16 protein-coding genes and 2 pseudogenes are annotated in these 14,274 nt (G+C 70.2%); 17 read left to right on the plus strand and 1 reads right to left on the minus strand.

Features of this window, described 5'->3' with window-relative positions; translation table 11 throughout:
* Nucleotides 1–102: 102 nt before the first annotated feature.
* A complete protein-coding gene (ftsH, locus tag HLK59_RS22120; protein WP_171143231.1) occupies nucleotides 103–2,040 on the plus strand; it encodes an ATP-dependent zinc metalloprotease FtsH in 1,938 nt (645 codons plus the stop codon).
* 42 nt (nucleotides 2,041–2,082) lie between these two features.
* Here the strand turns inward: ftsH and HLK59_RS22125 are convergent, their stop codons facing one another.
* Nucleotides 2,083–2,940 (minus strand): class I SAM-dependent methyltransferase, encoded by an 858-nt coding sequence (locus HLK59_RS22125; protein WP_171143232.1) that lies wholly within the window; start codon nucleotides 2,938–2,940, stop codon nucleotides 2,083–2,085.
* A 266-nt stretch (nucleotides 2,941–3,206) separates the two neighbouring features.
* Here HLK59_RS22125 and HLK59_RS51150 point away from each other — a divergent pair.
* The 16 genes and pseudogenes from HLK59_RS51150 to HLK59_RS22205 form a co-directional block, all read left to right on the plus strand.
* Nucleotides 3,207–3,620 (plus strand): annotated as a pseudogene (locus HLK59_RS51150) (proline--tRNA ligase); the annotation flags it as partial.
* A gap of 260 nt (nucleotides 3,621–3,880) precedes the next feature.
* Nucleotides 3,881–4,477, plus strand: coding sequence for a hypothetical protein (locus HLK59_RS22135; RefSeq protein WP_171143234.1), 597 nt, complete (start codon nucleotides 3,881–3,883; stop codon nucleotides 4,475–4,477).
* A 266-nt stretch (nucleotides 4,478–4,743) separates the two neighbouring features.
* On the plus strand, nucleotides 4,744–5,163 hold the full coding sequence (gene rpsP, locus HLK59_RS22140) for a 30S ribosomal protein S16 (RefSeq protein WP_171143235.1): 420 nt from the start codon (nucleotides 4,744–4,746) through the stop codon (nucleotides 5,161–5,163).
* 2 nt (nucleotides 5,164–5,165) lie between these two features.
* Nucleotides 5,166–5,405, plus strand: coding sequence for an RNA-binding protein (locus tag HLK59_RS22145; protein WP_005479813.1), 240 nt, complete (start codon nucleotides 5,166–5,168; stop codon nucleotides 5,403–5,405).
* A gap of 93 nt (nucleotides 5,406–5,498) precedes the next feature.
* A complete protein-coding gene (gene rimM, locus HLK59_RS22150; protein WP_171143236.1) occupies nucleotides 5,499–6,044 on the plus strand; it encodes a ribosome maturation factor RimM in 546 nt (181 codons plus the stop codon).
* Nucleotides 6,041–6,874 (plus strand): tRNA (guanosine(37)-N1)-methyltransferase TrmD, encoded by an 834-nt coding sequence (gene trmD / locus HLK59_RS22155; RefSeq protein ID WP_171143237.1) that lies wholly within the window; start codon nucleotides 6,041–6,043, stop codon nucleotides 6,872–6,874. Before rimM ends, trmD begins: the two co-directional genes overlap by 4 nt.
* A gap of 133 nt (nucleotides 6,875–7,007) precedes the next feature.
* Complete coding sequence (rplS, locus tag HLK59_RS22160; protein ID WP_171143238.1) at nucleotides 7,008–7,358, plus strand: 50S ribosomal protein L19; 351 nt, start codon at nucleotides 7,008–7,010, stop codon at nucleotides 7,356–7,358.
* A gap of 47 nt (nucleotides 7,359–7,405) precedes the next feature.
* Nucleotides 7,406–8,122 (plus strand): signal peptidase I, encoded by a 717-nt coding sequence (lepB, locus tag HLK59_RS22165; protein WP_171143239.1) that lies wholly within the window; start codon nucleotides 7,406–7,408, stop codon nucleotides 8,120–8,122.
* A complete protein-coding gene (gene lepB, locus HLK59_RS22170; RefSeq protein WP_171143240.1) occupies nucleotides 8,115–9,209 on the plus strand; it encodes a signal peptidase I in 1,095 nt (364 codons plus the stop codon). Before lepB (HLK59_RS22165) ends, lepB (HLK59_RS22170) begins: the two co-directional genes overlap by 8 nt.
* A complete protein-coding gene (gene lepB, locus HLK59_RS22175; RefSeq protein WP_171143241.1) occupies nucleotides 9,097–10,056 on the plus strand; it encodes a signal peptidase I in 960 nt (319 codons plus the stop codon). Before lepB (HLK59_RS22170) ends, lepB (HLK59_RS22175) begins: the two co-directional genes overlap by 113 nt.
* Nucleotides 10,057–10,150: 94 nt before the next feature.
* A complete protein-coding gene (gene lepB, locus HLK59_RS22180; RefSeq protein WP_171143242.1) occupies nucleotides 10,151–10,930 on the plus strand; it encodes a signal peptidase I in 780 nt (259 codons plus the stop codon).
* The gene (locus tag HLK59_RS22185) at nucleotides 10,920–11,444 is read left to right on the plus strand and encodes an NUDIX hydrolase (protein ID WP_171143243.1); all 525 of its coding nucleotides are present in this window, start codon (nucleotides 10,920–10,922) and stop codon (nucleotides 11,442–11,444) included. Before lepB (HLK59_RS22180) ends, HLK59_RS22185 begins: the two co-directional genes overlap by 11 nt.
* Before the next feature lie 56 nt (nucleotides 11,445–11,500).
* Nucleotides 11,501–11,809, plus strand: coding sequence for a DUF2469 domain-containing protein (locus HLK59_RS22190; protein ID WP_005311352.1), 309 nt, complete (start codon nucleotides 11,501–11,503; stop codon nucleotides 11,807–11,809).
* 127 nt (nucleotides 11,810–11,936) lie between these two features.
* Entirely contained in the window at nucleotides 11,937–12,308 is a 372-nt protein-coding gene (locus HLK59_RS22195) for a YraN family protein (RefSeq protein ID WP_171143244.1), read from the plus strand.
* Nucleotide 12,309: 1 nt separating this feature from the next.
* Nucleotides 12,310–13,935, plus strand: a complete 1,626-nt coding sequence (locus HLK59_RS22200) for a YifB family Mg chelatase-like AAA ATPase (protein ID WP_171143245.1) — start codon at nucleotides 12,310–12,312, stop codon at nucleotides 13,933–13,935.
* A 108-nt stretch (nucleotides 13,936–14,043) separates the two neighbouring features.
* A pseudogene (locus HLK59_RS22205) lies at nucleotides 14,044–14,274 on the plus strand (hypothetical protein); the annotation flags it as partial.

Raw genomic sequence — 14,274 nt, forward strand, 5'->3', positions numbered from 1 at the left:
GCTTCGTTCCGTACGCCGCTGGGGGCGCTCTCCGTCGTGGAGGGCGCCCCCAGCGGCGTCAGCGCACATGCCTGTGGGGCTATCCTGTCGTAACGTCCGGATATGACCAACCCTGCGCCGTCGCGGAGATCCCCCGACCAGCCCTGGCGTACCGAGGGCACCCCGCAGGAGCCGCCGAAGCCGCCGCCCGGCGGGCGGAAGCCGCGCGGGGGCTGGTGGAGCCTGCTCCTCACCGCGCTGATCGTGTTCCTGGTCGCCAACCTCGTGCTGTCGTACTTCAACGACGGCGACGAGCCGACGATCTCGTACACGGAGTTCAGCAAGCAGGTCGACGACGGCAACGTCAGCAAGATCTACGCCAAGGGCGACGCGATCCAGGGCCAGCTCAAGAAGGAGCAGGACAACCCCGAGGGCGACGGCAAGTACACCAAGTTCAAGACCGAGCGGCCGACCTTCGCGGACGACCAGCTCTGGGAGGACCTGACCAAGCACGACGTCACCGTCACCGCGGAGCCGGTCGTCCAGCAGCGCAGCTTCCTGTCCAACCTGCTGATCTCGCTGGCCCCGATGCTGCTCCTGGTCGTGCTGTGGATCTTCATCGCACGGCGGATGAGCGCGGGGATGGGCGGCGCCGGCGGCATGCTCGGCCGCAAGGCCCCGCCCAAGCCGGTCGAGCTGGAGTCGGGGGAGAAGCGCACGACCTTCGAGGACGTGGCGGGCATCGACGAGGTCGAGGGCGAGCTCAACGACGTCGTCGACTTCCTCAAGAACCCGGACGCCTACCGGAAGATGGGCGCCAAGATGCCGCGCGGTGTGCTGCTCGCGGGTCCGCCCGGCACCGGCAAGACACTCCTCGCGCGGGCCGTCGCCGGTGAGGCGGGAGTGCCCTTCTTCTCGGCCTCCGCGTCCGAGTTCATCGAGATGATCGTCGGCGTCGGCGCCTCACGCGTGCGTGAACTGTTCGCCGAGGCGCGCAAGGTGGCGCCGTCGATCATCTTCATCGACGAGATCGACACCATCGGCCGGGCCCGCGGCGGCGGCTCGGGCATGGGCGGCCACGACGAGCGCGAACAGACCCTCAACCAGATCCTCACCGAGATGGACGGCTTCTCCGGCTCGGAGGGCGTCATCGTCATCGCGGCCACCAACCGGGCCGACGTCCTGGACCCGGCCCTGACCCGTCCCGGCCGCTTCGACCGGGTGGTCATGGTCTCGCCCCCGGACCGGGGCGGCCGTGAGGCCATCCTGGAGATCCACACCCGCGAGATCCCGCTCGCCGACGGTGTCGACCTGGCCCAGGTCGCCCGTACGACCCCGGGCATGACCGGCGCCGAACTCGCCAACCTGGCGAACGAGGCGGCGCTGCTGGCGGTGAAACGCAAGCAGGAGACGGTCACGCAGACCGACCTCTCGGAAGCGCTGGAGAAGGTCCAACTGGGCGCCGAACGCCCGCTGGTGATGCCCGAGGAGGAACGCCGCCGCACCGCCTACCACGAGAGCGGACACGCCCTCCTCGGCATGCTGCAACCGGGCGCCGACCCCGTTCGCAAGATCACCATCGTGCCGCGCGGGAGGGCCCTCGGCGTGACGCTGTCGACGCCGGACGCGGACCGGTACGCGTACACCGAGGAGTATCTGCGCGGCCGGATCATCGGCGCGCTCGGCGGCATGGCCGCGGAACACGTCGTCTACGACGCCATCACCACCGGCGCGGAGAACGACCTAGAACAGGTCACCAACATCGCGCGCGGCATGGTCGCCCGGTGGGGGATGAGCGAGCGCGTGGGCCGGCTGTCCGCGCTGCCCGGTGACGCCCAGCAGGCCTACGGGCTCTCGGCGGCCCCGCAGACCCTGGACGTGATCGAGCACGAGATGCGCCGGATCGTGGACGGCTGCTACGAGGAGGCCTGCCGTAAACTCCGCGACCACCGAGGCCAGTTGGACGCCCTCGCCCAGGCCCTGCTGGACAACGAGACGCTGGAGGAGGCGGACGTGTACCGGATCGCGGGGATCACCCGGCTGACCAAGGACGACGCCTAGGCCGGCCGCTGTGCCCGGTTCGGGCCGATCCCGCGCGGGAGTTCAGGGAACGCGCGCGATCAGGTACCGGAACACGTTCGGCATCCACACGGTCCCGTCCCGGTGCTGGTACGGGTGGAGGGCCTCCGCGACCTCCTTGTCGACCTGGGCCTGGTCCGTCGCGCAGATCGCCGCGTCGAAGAGGCCCGTCGACAGCAGGCCCCGCAGGGCGCTGTCCAGGTCGGCGTAGCCGAAGGGGCAGGCGACCCGCCCGGAACCGTCCGGCTTGAGACCCGCCCGCTGGGCCACCTCCTCCAGGTCGTCACGGAGGGCGGGGCGCCAACTGCCCGTGCTGCGCAGCGGATCCGCCAGCTTCGTGGCCACCCGCAGCACGGACGACGTGGCGCAGCGTTCCGGCGGACCCCAGCCGGCGAGCACCACGGGCGCCCCCCGCTCGACGAGCGGCGTCGCCGCGGCGAGCAGCCCGGCGAGCCCCTCCGAGTCGCCCGCGAGGCACCCGATGGGCTCGAAGGCGGTCACCAGGGTGTACGCGGGCGTCTCCGCGTCGGCCGCGTCCCGGGGGTGACCGTCGATGATCCGGGTGTCCGCACGCGTGCGCGTGGCCCAGGCCTCGGGCAGCAGCCGCTCCCGGGCCAGCGCCAGCCGTTCGGCGGACGAGGAGTCGACGCCGGTGACCGCGGCCCCTCTCGACGCCGCCATCAGAAGGGCGAGTCCGCTACCGCAGCCGAGGCCCAGCACGCGGGTGCCGGTGCCCACTTCGAGTCGCTCGTAGACGGCCTCGTAGAGCGGAACCAGCATCCGCTCCTGGATCTCGGACCAGTCACGCGCGCGTGCACACCGGTCCACACGGGACGCCTCTCCCGTATGAGTCAGGTGCTGCCGCACGAGCGTAGGTGTCATCGAAAGCGCCCCAATCCGCCGAGAGTTACCTCTGTGCCCGTTCCCTGGCCCCCGTGACGTGCGCTCGTACTCCCCCCGTATGCCAGATAACTCCGCACCCGAGCGCGCGTCCAGGGTCTGTGGGGCCCGGCTTGCGGGTTCGGTGTGCGCGTGGCGAGATTTCACATCCCGGCAACCTGGAGCCGTACGAACACGTCATGGCGAAGGCGCCCGTTCCCACGTTCGGGGCCGCCGACTTCGCGCGCCGGCACCGGGATCCGATCGCCGAGGCGGTTCTGGCCAAGGTCCGCGCGTGCGGCGATCAGTTCGAGGCGGTGGGCGTACGGGGGCATGCCGACGACCGGTGTGCCGGTACGGATCGAGGCCGGGTCCCGTGACCTGGAGAGGGGCACGGTGACACCGGCCCGGCGGGTCCCGGGTGGGAAGGAGCCGGTGGCCGTCGAGTCCCTCGTACGACTTCCCCCGGCGACCTTCGAAGAGGATCAGGCGCCGACGCGGTCCCGCGAGCACCGCGCGTCCCGGACGGCGGATGTGTCTCCCGGGCGGCCCTCGGTGAAGAAGGCGAGGCCAGGGCGGTCGAGCGCGCGGTGACCGTACGGTGTCTGGTCGCCGAGGGCGGGTCGGTTCCCGGCGGCGGCAAGGCGACCGGTAACGTCGCGGGCGTCGCGCACGCTTACTGAGGTAGCGCCTTCCGACGGGAGAGCGACCGAAACGCCTCTTGCGCATCCGCGGACCACAGTCGCCCCGGCGCGCGGACACCGTCTACGTGGCGGGTCGTATATCAGACTACGTACCGGCTTAGTGCGAGCTGTGAGGCTTATCCGCAGATCAGCGCACCCGCCCTCGTCAGGACGCATCAGCGGCAACTGACGGGTACGTGCAAATTATTTGGGATGGCCCGGAATCGGAACACTGGGGCACTCCGGCTCGTTGTCATTACGTGAGCACGACACAGACACCACCTGTTCTCGCCGCCGAGCTGGCACAGGCGTGGGCCGACATTCAGCGGTACCACCCCGAGCTGCCCGATCTCGCCGCGCCAGAGTCCCTGATCGGAGAGTCGTCGTCCGCGTGCGGACACGAGCTCTCCTTCGAGCGACTGCTCCACGAGGCAGTCCACGGGATCGCCGCCTCCCGCGGCGTCCGCGACACCTCCCGCGCCGGCCGTTACCACAACCGCAGATTCCTCGCGATCGCCGAGGAGCTGGGCCTGGACCACCCCGAGGAGCCGCACCCCAGCAGCGGTTTCTCGCTGGTCACGCTCAACCCCGAGGCCAAGCGCCGCTACCGCCCGACCATCGAGCGGCTCCAGCGCGCCCTGAAGGCCCACACGGCGGCCACCTCCGCCGACACGGCCCGCTCCTTCCGCGGCCCGGCCGCCCGGCACGGCTCGTCCGGTGGCGGCGTACGCGTCAAGGCGGTCTGCGACTGCGGTCGCAACGTGCGCGTCGTCCCGTCGGTCCTGGCGCAGGCGCCCATCGTCTGCGGCGGGTGCGGCAAGCCGTTCCGGATCCCCGAGGTCGTCGGGGCCGCGTAACCGCGGTCCGTGGAGGACCGGCATCTCGTGGGTGCCGGAACCACGCCTGGGGCACCCTGCGCCGCCGGGTGCCTCTCAGGCGTGCCCGCCACAGCCTCCCGTCCGACGCGACCCGCCGGGTATGGCACAATGGCTAGCTGTACTCGACAGCCGCACAGGAACCCTCTCGCCTCCGGCTGACGCGTCCATCGGGCACTCGGGTACCGCAACCCCACGCGGCAATCTCGCCGTGCCCAACCACGTCAAAACCAGGAGAACCCACTCCCGTGGCAGTCAAGATCAAGCTGAAGCGTCTGGGCAAGATCCGTTCGCCTCACTACCGCATCGTCATCGCCGACTCCCGCACGCGCCGTGACGGCCGTGCGATCGAGGAGATCGGTCTGTACCACCCGGTGCAGAACCCCTCGCGCATCGAGGTCGACTCGGACCGCGCGCAGTACTGGCTGGGTGTCGGCGCGCAGCCGACCGAGCCCGTCCTCGCCATCCTGAAGCTGACCGGCGACTGGCAGAAGTTCAAGGGCCTGCCCGCCCCGGCCCCGCTGCTCGTGGCCGCGCCGAAGGCTGCTCGCCCGGTGTTCGACGCCCTCGGTGGCGACGACGAGGGCAAGGGTGAGGCCATCACCCAGAAGAAGAAGGCTGAGAAGAAGGACGAGGCTGCCGCCGAGTCCGAGTCGACCGAGGCCTGAGCATGCTCGAGGAGGCTCTCGAGCACCTCGTGAAGGGCATCGTCGACAACCCTGACGATGTGCAGGTCGCCTCACGCGACCTGCGCCGCGGGCGTGTGCTGGAGGTCCGGGTCCACCCCGACGACCTCGGCAAGGTGATCGGTCGCAACGGCCGCACCGCACGCGCTCTGCGTACCGTCGTGGGCGCCATCGGCGGCCGTGGGGTCCGTGTCGACCTTGTCGACGTCGACCACGTCCGCTGACGCAAAACGCAGCTGACAGAGCACCGGCTCGGGCCGGGGAGGGCCACTGGGCCGTCCCCGGCCCGTAGTCGTACCTACAGGAGAACAAGCACAGTGCAGCTGGTAGTCGCTCGCATCGGCCGTGCCCACGGCATCAAGGGCGAGGTCACCGTGGAGGTCCGCACCGACGAGCCGGAGCTGAGGCTCGGGCCCGGCGCCGTACTGCTCACGGACCCCGCCTCCACCGGTCCCCTCACCATCGAGACCGGCCGCGTCCACAGCGGACGCCTCCTCCTGCGCTTCGAGGGCGTGAAGGACCGCAGTGGCGCGGAGGCCCTCCGGAACACCCTGCTGATCGCCGAGGTGGACCCGGAGGAGCTGCCCGAGGAGGAGGACGAGTACTACGACCACCAGCTGATGGACCTGGACGTGGTGACCAAGGACGGCGTGGAGGTCGGCCGGATCACCGAGATCTCGCATCTGCCGTCCCAGGACCTGTTCATCGTCGAGCGGCCCGACGGCAGCGAGGTGATGATCCCGTTCGTCGAGTCGATCGTCACCGAGATCGACCTGGAGGAGCAGCGGGCGGTCATCGACCCGCCGCCCGGGCTCATCGACGACCAGGCAGAGACCGCGTCTTCCAAGGAAGACAGCGCATGAGGCTCGACGTCGTCACGATCTTCCCCGAGTACCTCGAACCCCTGAACGTCTCCCTCGTCGGCAAGGCACGCGCGCGTGGACAGCTGGACGTCCACGTCCACGACCTGCGCGACTGGACGTACGACCGCCACAACACCGTCGACGACACCCCGTACGGCGGCGGCCCGGGCATGGTCATGAAGACCGACCCGTGGGGGGAGGCGCTGGACTCCGCGCTCGCGGACGGCTACGAGACGGGTTCCCACGCGCCCGCGCTCATCGTCCCCACGCCCAGCGGGCGCCCCTTCACCCAGGAACTCGCCGTGGAGCTCTCCGAGCGGCCCTGGCTGGTCTTCACGCCCGCCCGGTACGAGGGCATCGACCGCCGAGTCATCGACGAGTACGCGACCCGGATGCCCGTCTACGAGGTCTCCATCGGCGACTACGTCCTCGCCGGCGGCGAGGCGGCCGTCCTCGTCGTCACGGAGGCCGTGGCCCGGCTGCTGCCCGGTGTCCTGGGCAACGCCGAGTCCCACCGGGACGACTCCTTCGCGCCCGGTGCCATGGCGAACCTCCTGGAGGGCCCCGTCTACACCAAGCCGCCCCGGTGGCGCGACCGGGGCATCCCGGAGACGCTGCTCAGCGGACACCACGGCAGGATCGCCCGCTGGCGGCGCGACGAGGCGCTCAAGCGCACCACCGCCAACCGGCCCGATCTCATCGAGCGCTGCGACCCCAAGGCCTTCGACAAGAAGGACCGCGAGATGCTCTCCATCCTGGGCTGGGCGCCCGATCCGGCAGGGGAGCCGTACGGCCGATTTTGGCGTCGGGTCGACGGCGTGGAAGAATAGGTCGCTGTTGTGCGTCGTCCGGCGTGCGCCCCTGCCACAGGGGGACACGACGCCCGCTCCGGCACGGACAACACCCTCCGATACACCTAGCTCCCGCCTATGACCTGTGGCATGGGTGAAGAAAGCAGACGAAATGTCTCACCTGCTCGACTCTGTCGACAACGCGTCGCTGCGCAGCGACATCCCGGCCTTCCGCCCGGGTGACACCGTCAACGTCCACGTCCGCGTCATCGAGGGCAACCGCTCCCGTGTGCAGCAGTTCAAGGGCGTAGTCATCCGTCGCCAGGGCGCCGGTGTCCGCGAGACCTTCACGGTCCGCAAGGTCTCGTTCTCCGTCGGCGTCGAGCGCACCTTCCCGGTGCACACCCCGATCGTCGAGAAGATCGAGCTCGTCACCAAGGGTGACGTGCGCCGCGCCAAGCTGTACTACCTGCGCGAGCTGCGCGGCAAGGCCGCGAAGATCAAGGAGAAGCGCGAGCGCTGATCTCGCCTTCCGGGGTCCACAGAGGGGCCGGATAGCATCTGGCCCCGATGGACACCGAAGCACAGCAGACGGAGCGCGACCGCTCCTCCCGCCCTTCCGGATCCGAGGAGATCTCGGACACAGAGGGTCAGGAGGGACGGTCGCGTTTCGCGTTGGTGTCGCGGATCACCGGGTGGCTTCCCGGTGGCCGGATCAGCCTGACCTTGTTGGTCTGCCTGCTGTTTTTGCTGTTCCTCAACGCTTTCGTGGTGCAACCGTTCCAGATTCCCAGCGGATCCATGGAAAACGGATTGAGGATCGGGGACCGGGTTCTCGTAAATAAGTTGGCGTACCGTTTTGGTGCCGAGCCGCGGCGCGGAGATGTAGTGGTGTTCGACGGAACCGGGTACTTCGGGGATGCGGACTACATCAAGCGCGTGGTGGGTGTGGGGGGAGACCACGTGGTCTGCTGCGACAAGGAGGGGAGGATCGAGGTGAACGGCCGGTCGGTCGACGAGTCGTCGTTCCTGTACCCCGGTGACAGTCCGTCCTCGGTGGACTTCGACGTCGTCGTGCCCGACGGCACCCTCTTCGTCCTCGGCGACCACCGCGGCGAGTCCAGCGACTCCCGCGACCATCTGGGCTCGCCCGGCGGCGGTATGATCCCCGTGACCGGGGTGATCGGCCGCGCCGACTGGATCGTATGGCCGACCGCCCACTGGACCCGGCTGCACCGACCCGACGCCTACGCGCGCGTGCCCGCCGCGGCAGGTGCCGATGGGTAACCGCGGCAAACCGCGCGGTGTGCCCAGCGACGCCGCCGACAACCTTCTGCCCACCGGTGTCCGGCGCGCCGCCAGCCCCTCGGGCGGTCGCACGCGCGCGGAGCGACGCAAGCTCCAGCGCAAGGTCAAGCGGCGCCGCAGGCGCTCCGCGGCCAAGGAGATACCGCTCCTCGTCGGCGTCGCTGTGCTGATAGCCCTGGTGCTGAAGACCTTCCTCGTGCAGGCCTTCGTGATCCCGTCCGGCTCCATGGAGCAGACGATCCAGATCGGCGACCGGGTACTGGTCGACAAGTTCACCCCGTGGTTCGGCTCCAAGCCGCAGCGCGGGGACGTCGTGGTCTTCAAGGACCCGGGCGGCTGGCTCCAGGACGAGCAGACGACGACGAAGAAGGAAGACCCCGTCGTCATCAAGCAGATCAAGGAAGGGCTCACCTTCATCGGCCTGCTGCCGTCCGACAACGAGAAGGACCTCATCAAGCGGGTCGTCGGCGTCGGCGGTGACAAGGTCAAGTGTTGTGACACGGAAGGGCGGGTCACCGTCAACGGCGTCCCGCTCACCGAGGGGGACTACCTCTATCCCGGCAACGCCCCGTCCACGCAGGAGTTCGACATCACCGTGCCGCAGGGGCGGTTGTGGGTGATGGGCGACCACCGCGCCAACTCCGCGGACTCCCGCGCACATCAGAACACCGACTACGGCGGTACGGTCTCCGAGGACTCGGTGGTGGGACGGGCGCGGGTCATCGCCTGGCCCTTCGGTCACTGGAACAGCCTCGACGAGCCGAAAACATACTCATCCATTACCGACTCGGCCGCCGGGTCGACTGCGGCTCCCCAACTGTCGCATAGGGTTGCCTCCGACGATCCGAACGGAACGATCCAGCTCCCGAGCCCTGCGGAACTCCCGCTCGTTATGGGAGTGGTGGGCCTGCGCCGCGTATGGGGCAGGCGGCGGCACAGAGTAAGGAGTTGGCGTGGGGGATGTGGCGGTTGGTGCACGGTCCGGGCACGACGGCGAGGAGCACCGCGGACGCCCCGTGGACGCGGCCGACCCGGCCACGGACGACGTCGTGACCTCCGGGAGTGACTCCACGGCGGACGAGCGGACACAGCCCGGGGACGACGGGCCGGGCGACGCGGCCCCCAAGCAGAAGAACCAGCGCTCCTTCTGGAAGGAGCTGCCGATCCTGATCGGTATCGCGCTCGTCCTGGCGCTGCTGATCAAGACGTTCCTGGTGCAGGCGTTCTCGATCCCCTCGGACTCGATGCAGAACACCCTCCAGCAGGGTGACCGCGTCCTGGTCGACAAGCTCACCCCGTGGTTCGGCTCCGAGCCCGAGCGCGGCGAGGTCGTCGTCTTCCACGACCCCTCGACGTGGCTGGCGGGCGAGCCGACCGCCGACCCGAACGCGATCCAGACGTTCCTCAGCTGGATCGGCCTGATGCCGTCCGCCGAGGAGAAGGACCTCATCAAGCGCGTCATCGGCGTCGGCGGCGACACGGTCGAGTGCAAGGGCACCGGCCCGGTGAAGGTCAACGGCAAGGCGCTGAGCGAGTCGTCGTACGTCTACCCGGGCAACACCCCGTGCACGGTCGACGACATCGGCGGCCAGTTCAAGGTCAAGGTGCCCGAGGGCTACATCTGGGTCATGGGCGACCACCGCCAGAACTCGCGTGACTCGCGGTACAACCAGGACGACAAGTACCACGGCATGGTCCCGGTCGACGAGGTCGTCGGACGCGCCATCGTGAAGGCCTGGCCGATCAACCGCTGGGGCACGCTGCCGGTCCCGGACACCTTCGACCAGGATCTGAGCACTCAGTCCGCCGCCTCCACCGCCCTGTCGGTGGCCCCGCAGGGCCTCGTGCTCGCGGGTGCGGTGCCGGTGGTGCTGTGGCGTCGGCGCAGGATCGCGCCGGTCGAGACCCGCTGACCGGTTGACCTAGGGAAACCTTTACGGAGCGGTTGACCTTCGTCGCTGGTGAGGGGCTGACCGTGTCCGGTACCGCCGGGTAGGGTGCGGACCCATGGGTGGCGAGAGCACGACACGTACGGCCCCGCGCAGCGGCGGCACGAACACAGGCCCGGTGGGCAGCCGGACCGGACATCGACTGTCCGGGCTGGCCGTCGCGCTGGGCCTTGTGCTGTTCCTCGGCGGGTTCGCCTGGGGAGCGGTGGTATACCGGCCGTACACCGTGCCCACCAGCTCGATGGCGCCCACCATCGACGCCGGCGAACGGGTGCTGGCCCAGCGCGTCGACGGCGGTGAGATACGCCGGGGCGATGTCGTCGTCTTCACCGACAAGACCTGGGTGTCCAACGCCCCCGTGGTCAAGCGCGTGGTCGCGGTCGGCGGCGACACGGTCGCCTGCTGCACCGACGGCAAGCTGACCGTCAACGGCAAGCAGATCGACGAGCCCTATCTGCCCGCGGGCAGCGCGGCCGAGTGGAAGACCATCCCGTCCGTGACGGTCCCCGAGGGGCGGCTGTTCCTGCTGGGTGACGAACGGCAGGGCTCCCTGGACTCCAGCGCCCACCTGACGGACGCCGCCAGCGGCACGGTCGCGCGGTCCGCCGTGACGGGCCGCGTGGACGCCGTCGTATGGCCGATGGACGGCATGCTGAAGCAGCCGACCGGCTTCGAGAAGCTCGGTGCGCTCTCCTCGCCGGGCCCGCTGCGGACGATCACGATCCTGATCGTGGCCGGTGCGGCGCTCGTCCTCGGCGGCGGCGCCTACGGCCCGGTCGCCAAGCTGCTGGGCCGCGGCAGGTCCCGGACCCGGACGGAGCCCGTGGGTGCGCGCTGAGGCTTCGGCGGACACCTACGAGGGCGGATTGCGCAAGGTCGCCAGGGTGGTGCTCCTCGACCCGGACGACCGCATCCTCCTGCTGCACGGCCATGAGCCGGACGATCCGGCGAACGACTGGTGGTTCACCCCGGGCGGCGGCATCGAGGGCGACGAGACCCGTGAACAGGCCGCTCTGCGGGAACTCGTGGAGGAGACCGGCATCACCGAGGTGGAGCTCGGGCCGGTGCTGTGGCGACGGATGTGCTCCTTCCCGTTCGCGGGCCGCCGATGGGACCAGGACGAGTGGTACTACCTGGCGCGGACGGCCCATACGTCGGATGAGGTGCCCGGGGCCGTGGCGCTGACGGAGCTGGAGCGGCGCAGTGTCGCCGGAGCGCGCTGGTGGACGTGTCAGGAACTGACCCGGGCACATGAGACGGTGTATCCGACCAGACTCGCCGAGCTGCTCCGCAGGCTGCTCGACGAAGGTCCCCCGGCCGGGCCCGTGACCCTCGACCCCGAAATCGTCTAGGGGCTGACGGGACTGGCGCACAATGGTGGGACCGCACGGCTGAAGGGGAACATGCCATGAGCGCCGAGGACCTCGAGAAGTACGAGACCGAGATGGAGCTGAAGCTCTATCGGGAGTACCGCGATGTCGTCGGTCTGTTCAAGTACGTGATCGAGACCGAGCGGCGCTTCTATCTGACCAATGACTACGAGATGCAGGTGCACTCGGTTCAGGGTGAGGTGTTCTTCGAGGTGTCGATGGCGGATGCGTGGGTGTGGGACATGTATCGGCCGGCTCGGTTCGTGAAGCAGGTGCGGGTGCTCACGTTCAAGGACGTGAACATCGAGGAGCTCAACAAGAGTGATCTGGAGCTTCCGGGCAGCTGACGTTGCCTGACGTCGCCTGACGTTGCCCCGTGGGGGTGACGGAGTTTTCCACAATCGTCGGACGGCCCACCAAGATCAACTTGGTGGGCCGTCATGCGTGACGGTTGGCGCCGGAGGTGGTGCCGACATGAACACGCATCAGGCACGCAGTGCACTGGGAAGGTACGGCGAGACGCTGGCCGCGCGGCGGCTGGCCCAGGCCGGGATGACGGTCCTGGAGCGCAACTGGCGCTGTGGCAGGACGGGCGAGATCGACATCGTGGCGCGGGACGGGGACGTCCTGGTCGTCTGCGAGGTCAAGACACGGCGGACGGGTGCCTTCGAGCATCCGATGGCCGCCGTGACCCCTGAGAAGGCGGAGCGGCTGCGAGGTCTCGCCGCCTGCTGGATCCACGCCCACGGAGGAGCGCCGCCGGGCGGTGTCCGCATCGACCTGGTGGGCGTCGTCCTGCCGAGCCGCGGCGCACCCGTCGTCGAGCACGCGCGAGGGGTGGCCTGACATGGGGTTCGCTCGTACGTGCTCGGTGGCGCTGGTGGGCGTCGAGGGCGTCGTCGTGGAGGTCCAGGCGGATCTGGAGCCTGGGGTGGCGGCTTTCACGTTGGTGGGGTTGCCGGACAAGAGTCTTACGGAGAGCAAGGACCGGGTTCGGGCGGCGGTCGTGAACTCGGGCGTGGGGTGGCCGCAGAAGAAGCTGACGGTGGGGCTCAGCCCGGCGTCGGTGCCCAAGGCCGGCTCGGGCTTCGACCTCGCCATCGCGTGCGCGGTGCTCGGCGCCTCGGAGCGGATCGACCCGCGGGTGCTCGCCGACATCGTGATGATCGGAGAGCTGGGCCTCGACGGACGGGTGCGTCCGGTCCGGGGCATCCTGCCGGCGGTGCTGGCCGCCGCGGACGCGGGCTACGAGCAGGTCGTCGTGCCGGAGTGCGCCGCCGCCGAGGCCTCGCTGGTGCCCGGTGTCTCCGTGCTGGGTGTGCGCAGTCTGCGACAGCTCATCGCCATCCTCGCTGACGAGCCGGTCCCCGACGAGGAACCGGACGATCCGGGCCGCCCCGACCCGCTCATGGCGGGCCTGCGGGTGCCGGGCACCGGCGCGGCCACGGGGATGCACAGCCTGGGGGCCGCGCAGCAGGACCACGGCCATGACCTGGCCGATGTCGTGGGCCAGCTCTCGGCCCGCACGGCGGTGGAGGTCTCGGCGGCCGGCGGCCACCACCTGTTCCTGGAGGGGCCGCCCGGAGCGGGCAAGACGATGCTCGCGGAGCGGCTGCCCGCCGTCCTGCCCCGGCTGACCCGTCAGGAGTCGCTGGAGGTCACGGCGGTGCACTCGGTGGCCGGTCTGCTGCCGCCCGGCAAACCGATGATCGACGTCCCGCCGTACTGCGCCCCGCACCACTCGGCCACCATGCAGGCGCTCGTCGGAGGCGGTCCGAGCATCGCCCGGCCCGGTGCGGTGTCGCTGTCCCACCGGGGGGTCCTCTTCCTGGACGAGACCCCGGAGTTCAGCAGTCAGGCCCTCGACGCACTGCGGCAGCCCCTGGAGGCGGGCCATGTGGTGATCGCCCGCAGCGCGGGTGTCGTGCGGTTCCCGGCGAAGTTCCAGATGGTGCTCGCGGCCAACCCGTGCCCCTGTGGACGCTTCTCGCAGACCGACGACTTCTGTGAATGCCCGCCCGCGGCGATCCGCAGGTACCAGGCCCGGCTCTCCGGCCCGCTGCTCGACCGGGTCGACCTGCGGGTGGAGGTGGACCGAGTCACCCGGGCCCAGCTCACCGAGCGCGGCGCCCGGGGCGAGTCGACCGCGGTGGTGGCCGACCGGGTAAGGGCGGCCAGGGAGCGGGCGGCGGCACGCCTCGTCGGCACCCCGTGGCGGACCAACAGCGAAGTGCCGGGCCGAGAGCTGCGCAGCCGCTGGCACGCGGTACCCGGCGCCATGGACGAGGCCGAGCGCAATCTCGAACGCGGCGTCCTGACGGCCCGCGGCCTCGACCGTGTCCTGCGCGTCGCCTGGACCGTCGCCGACCTGCTCGGCCACGACCGCCCCGACGCGACCGACGTCGCCCTCGCGCTGCAACTGCGCACCGGGGTCCCCAGGGGCGTCCCGATGGCCATCGGAGCACTCACGTGAACGGAGGCCAGGACCCGGACCGCGAACTCCTCGCCCGCGTCCTCCTCACCCGTGTCGTCGAGCCCGGTGACGAGGTCGCCGGGCGGTGGGTGCGGGAGTGCGGGGTGGGTGAGGTGGCCCGGTGGTTGCGGGAAGGGCGGGAGGCCGGGCCGCCGGGGGGCCCTGGGCGCGGGGGAGGCGCTGTTCCGCCTCGGCTCCCTGCTCGGGCGGCGCGCCTGGAACATGGGTTCACTGATCGCGTTCCGCATCGTGCAGGGCCTGGGCGGCGGCGCCCTCCAGGGCACGGTCCAGACGCTGGCCGCCGACCTCTACCCCCTGAAGGAACGCCCGAAGATCCAG

It is taken from the genome of Streptomyces sp. S3(2020), from assembly GCF_013044505.1.
In the GTDB taxonomy this organism is placed as follows: domain Bacteria; phylum Actinomycetota; class Actinomycetes; order Streptomycetales; family Streptomycetaceae; genus Streptomyces.

Excerpts from the sequence above, each read along its gene's own strand:
- lepB (WP_171143242.1), top strand. The coding sequence starts at position 10,151 with ATGGGTGGCGAGAGCACGACACGTACGGCCCCGCGCAGCGGCGGCACG.
- trmD (WP_171143237.1), top strand. The coding sequence starts at position 6,041 with ATGAGGCTCGACGTCGTCACGATCTTCCCCGAGTACCTCGAACCCCTG.
- HLK59_RS22200 (WP_171143245.1), top strand. The coding sequence starts at position 12,310 with ATGGGGTTCGCTCGTACGTGCTCGGTGGCGCTGGTGGGCGTCGAGGGC.
- ftsH (WP_171143231.1), top strand. The coding sequence starts at position 103 with ATGACCAACCCTGCGCCGTCGCGGAGATCCCCCGACCAGCCCTGGCGT.
- HLK59_RS22145 (WP_005479813.1), top strand. The coding sequence starts at position 5,166 with ATGCTCGAGGAGGCTCTCGAGCACCTCGTGAAGGGCATCGTCGACAAC.
- HLK59_RS22125 (WP_171143232.1), bottom strand. The coding sequence starts at position 2,940 with ATGACACCTACGCTCGTGCGGCAGCACCTGACTCATACGGGAGAGGCG.
- HLK59_RS22195 (WP_171143244.1), top strand. The coding sequence starts at position 11,937 with ATGAACACGCATCAGGCACGCAGTGCACTGGGAAGGTACGGCGAGACG.
- rplS (WP_171143238.1), top strand. The coding sequence starts at position 7,008 with ATGTCTCACCTGCTCGACTCTGTCGACAACGCGTCGCTGCGCAGCGAC.
- HLK59_RS22190 (WP_005311352.1), top strand. The coding sequence starts at position 11,501 with ATGAGCGCCGAGGACCTCGAGAAGTACGAGACCGAGATGGAGCTGAAG.
- lepB (WP_171143240.1), top strand. The coding sequence starts at position 8,115 with ATGGGTAACCGCGGCAAACCGCGCGGTGTGCCCAGCGACGCCGCCGAC.
- lepB (WP_171143239.1), top strand. The coding sequence starts at position 7,406 with ATGGACACCGAAGCACAGCAGACGGAGCGCGACCGCTCCTCCCGCCCT.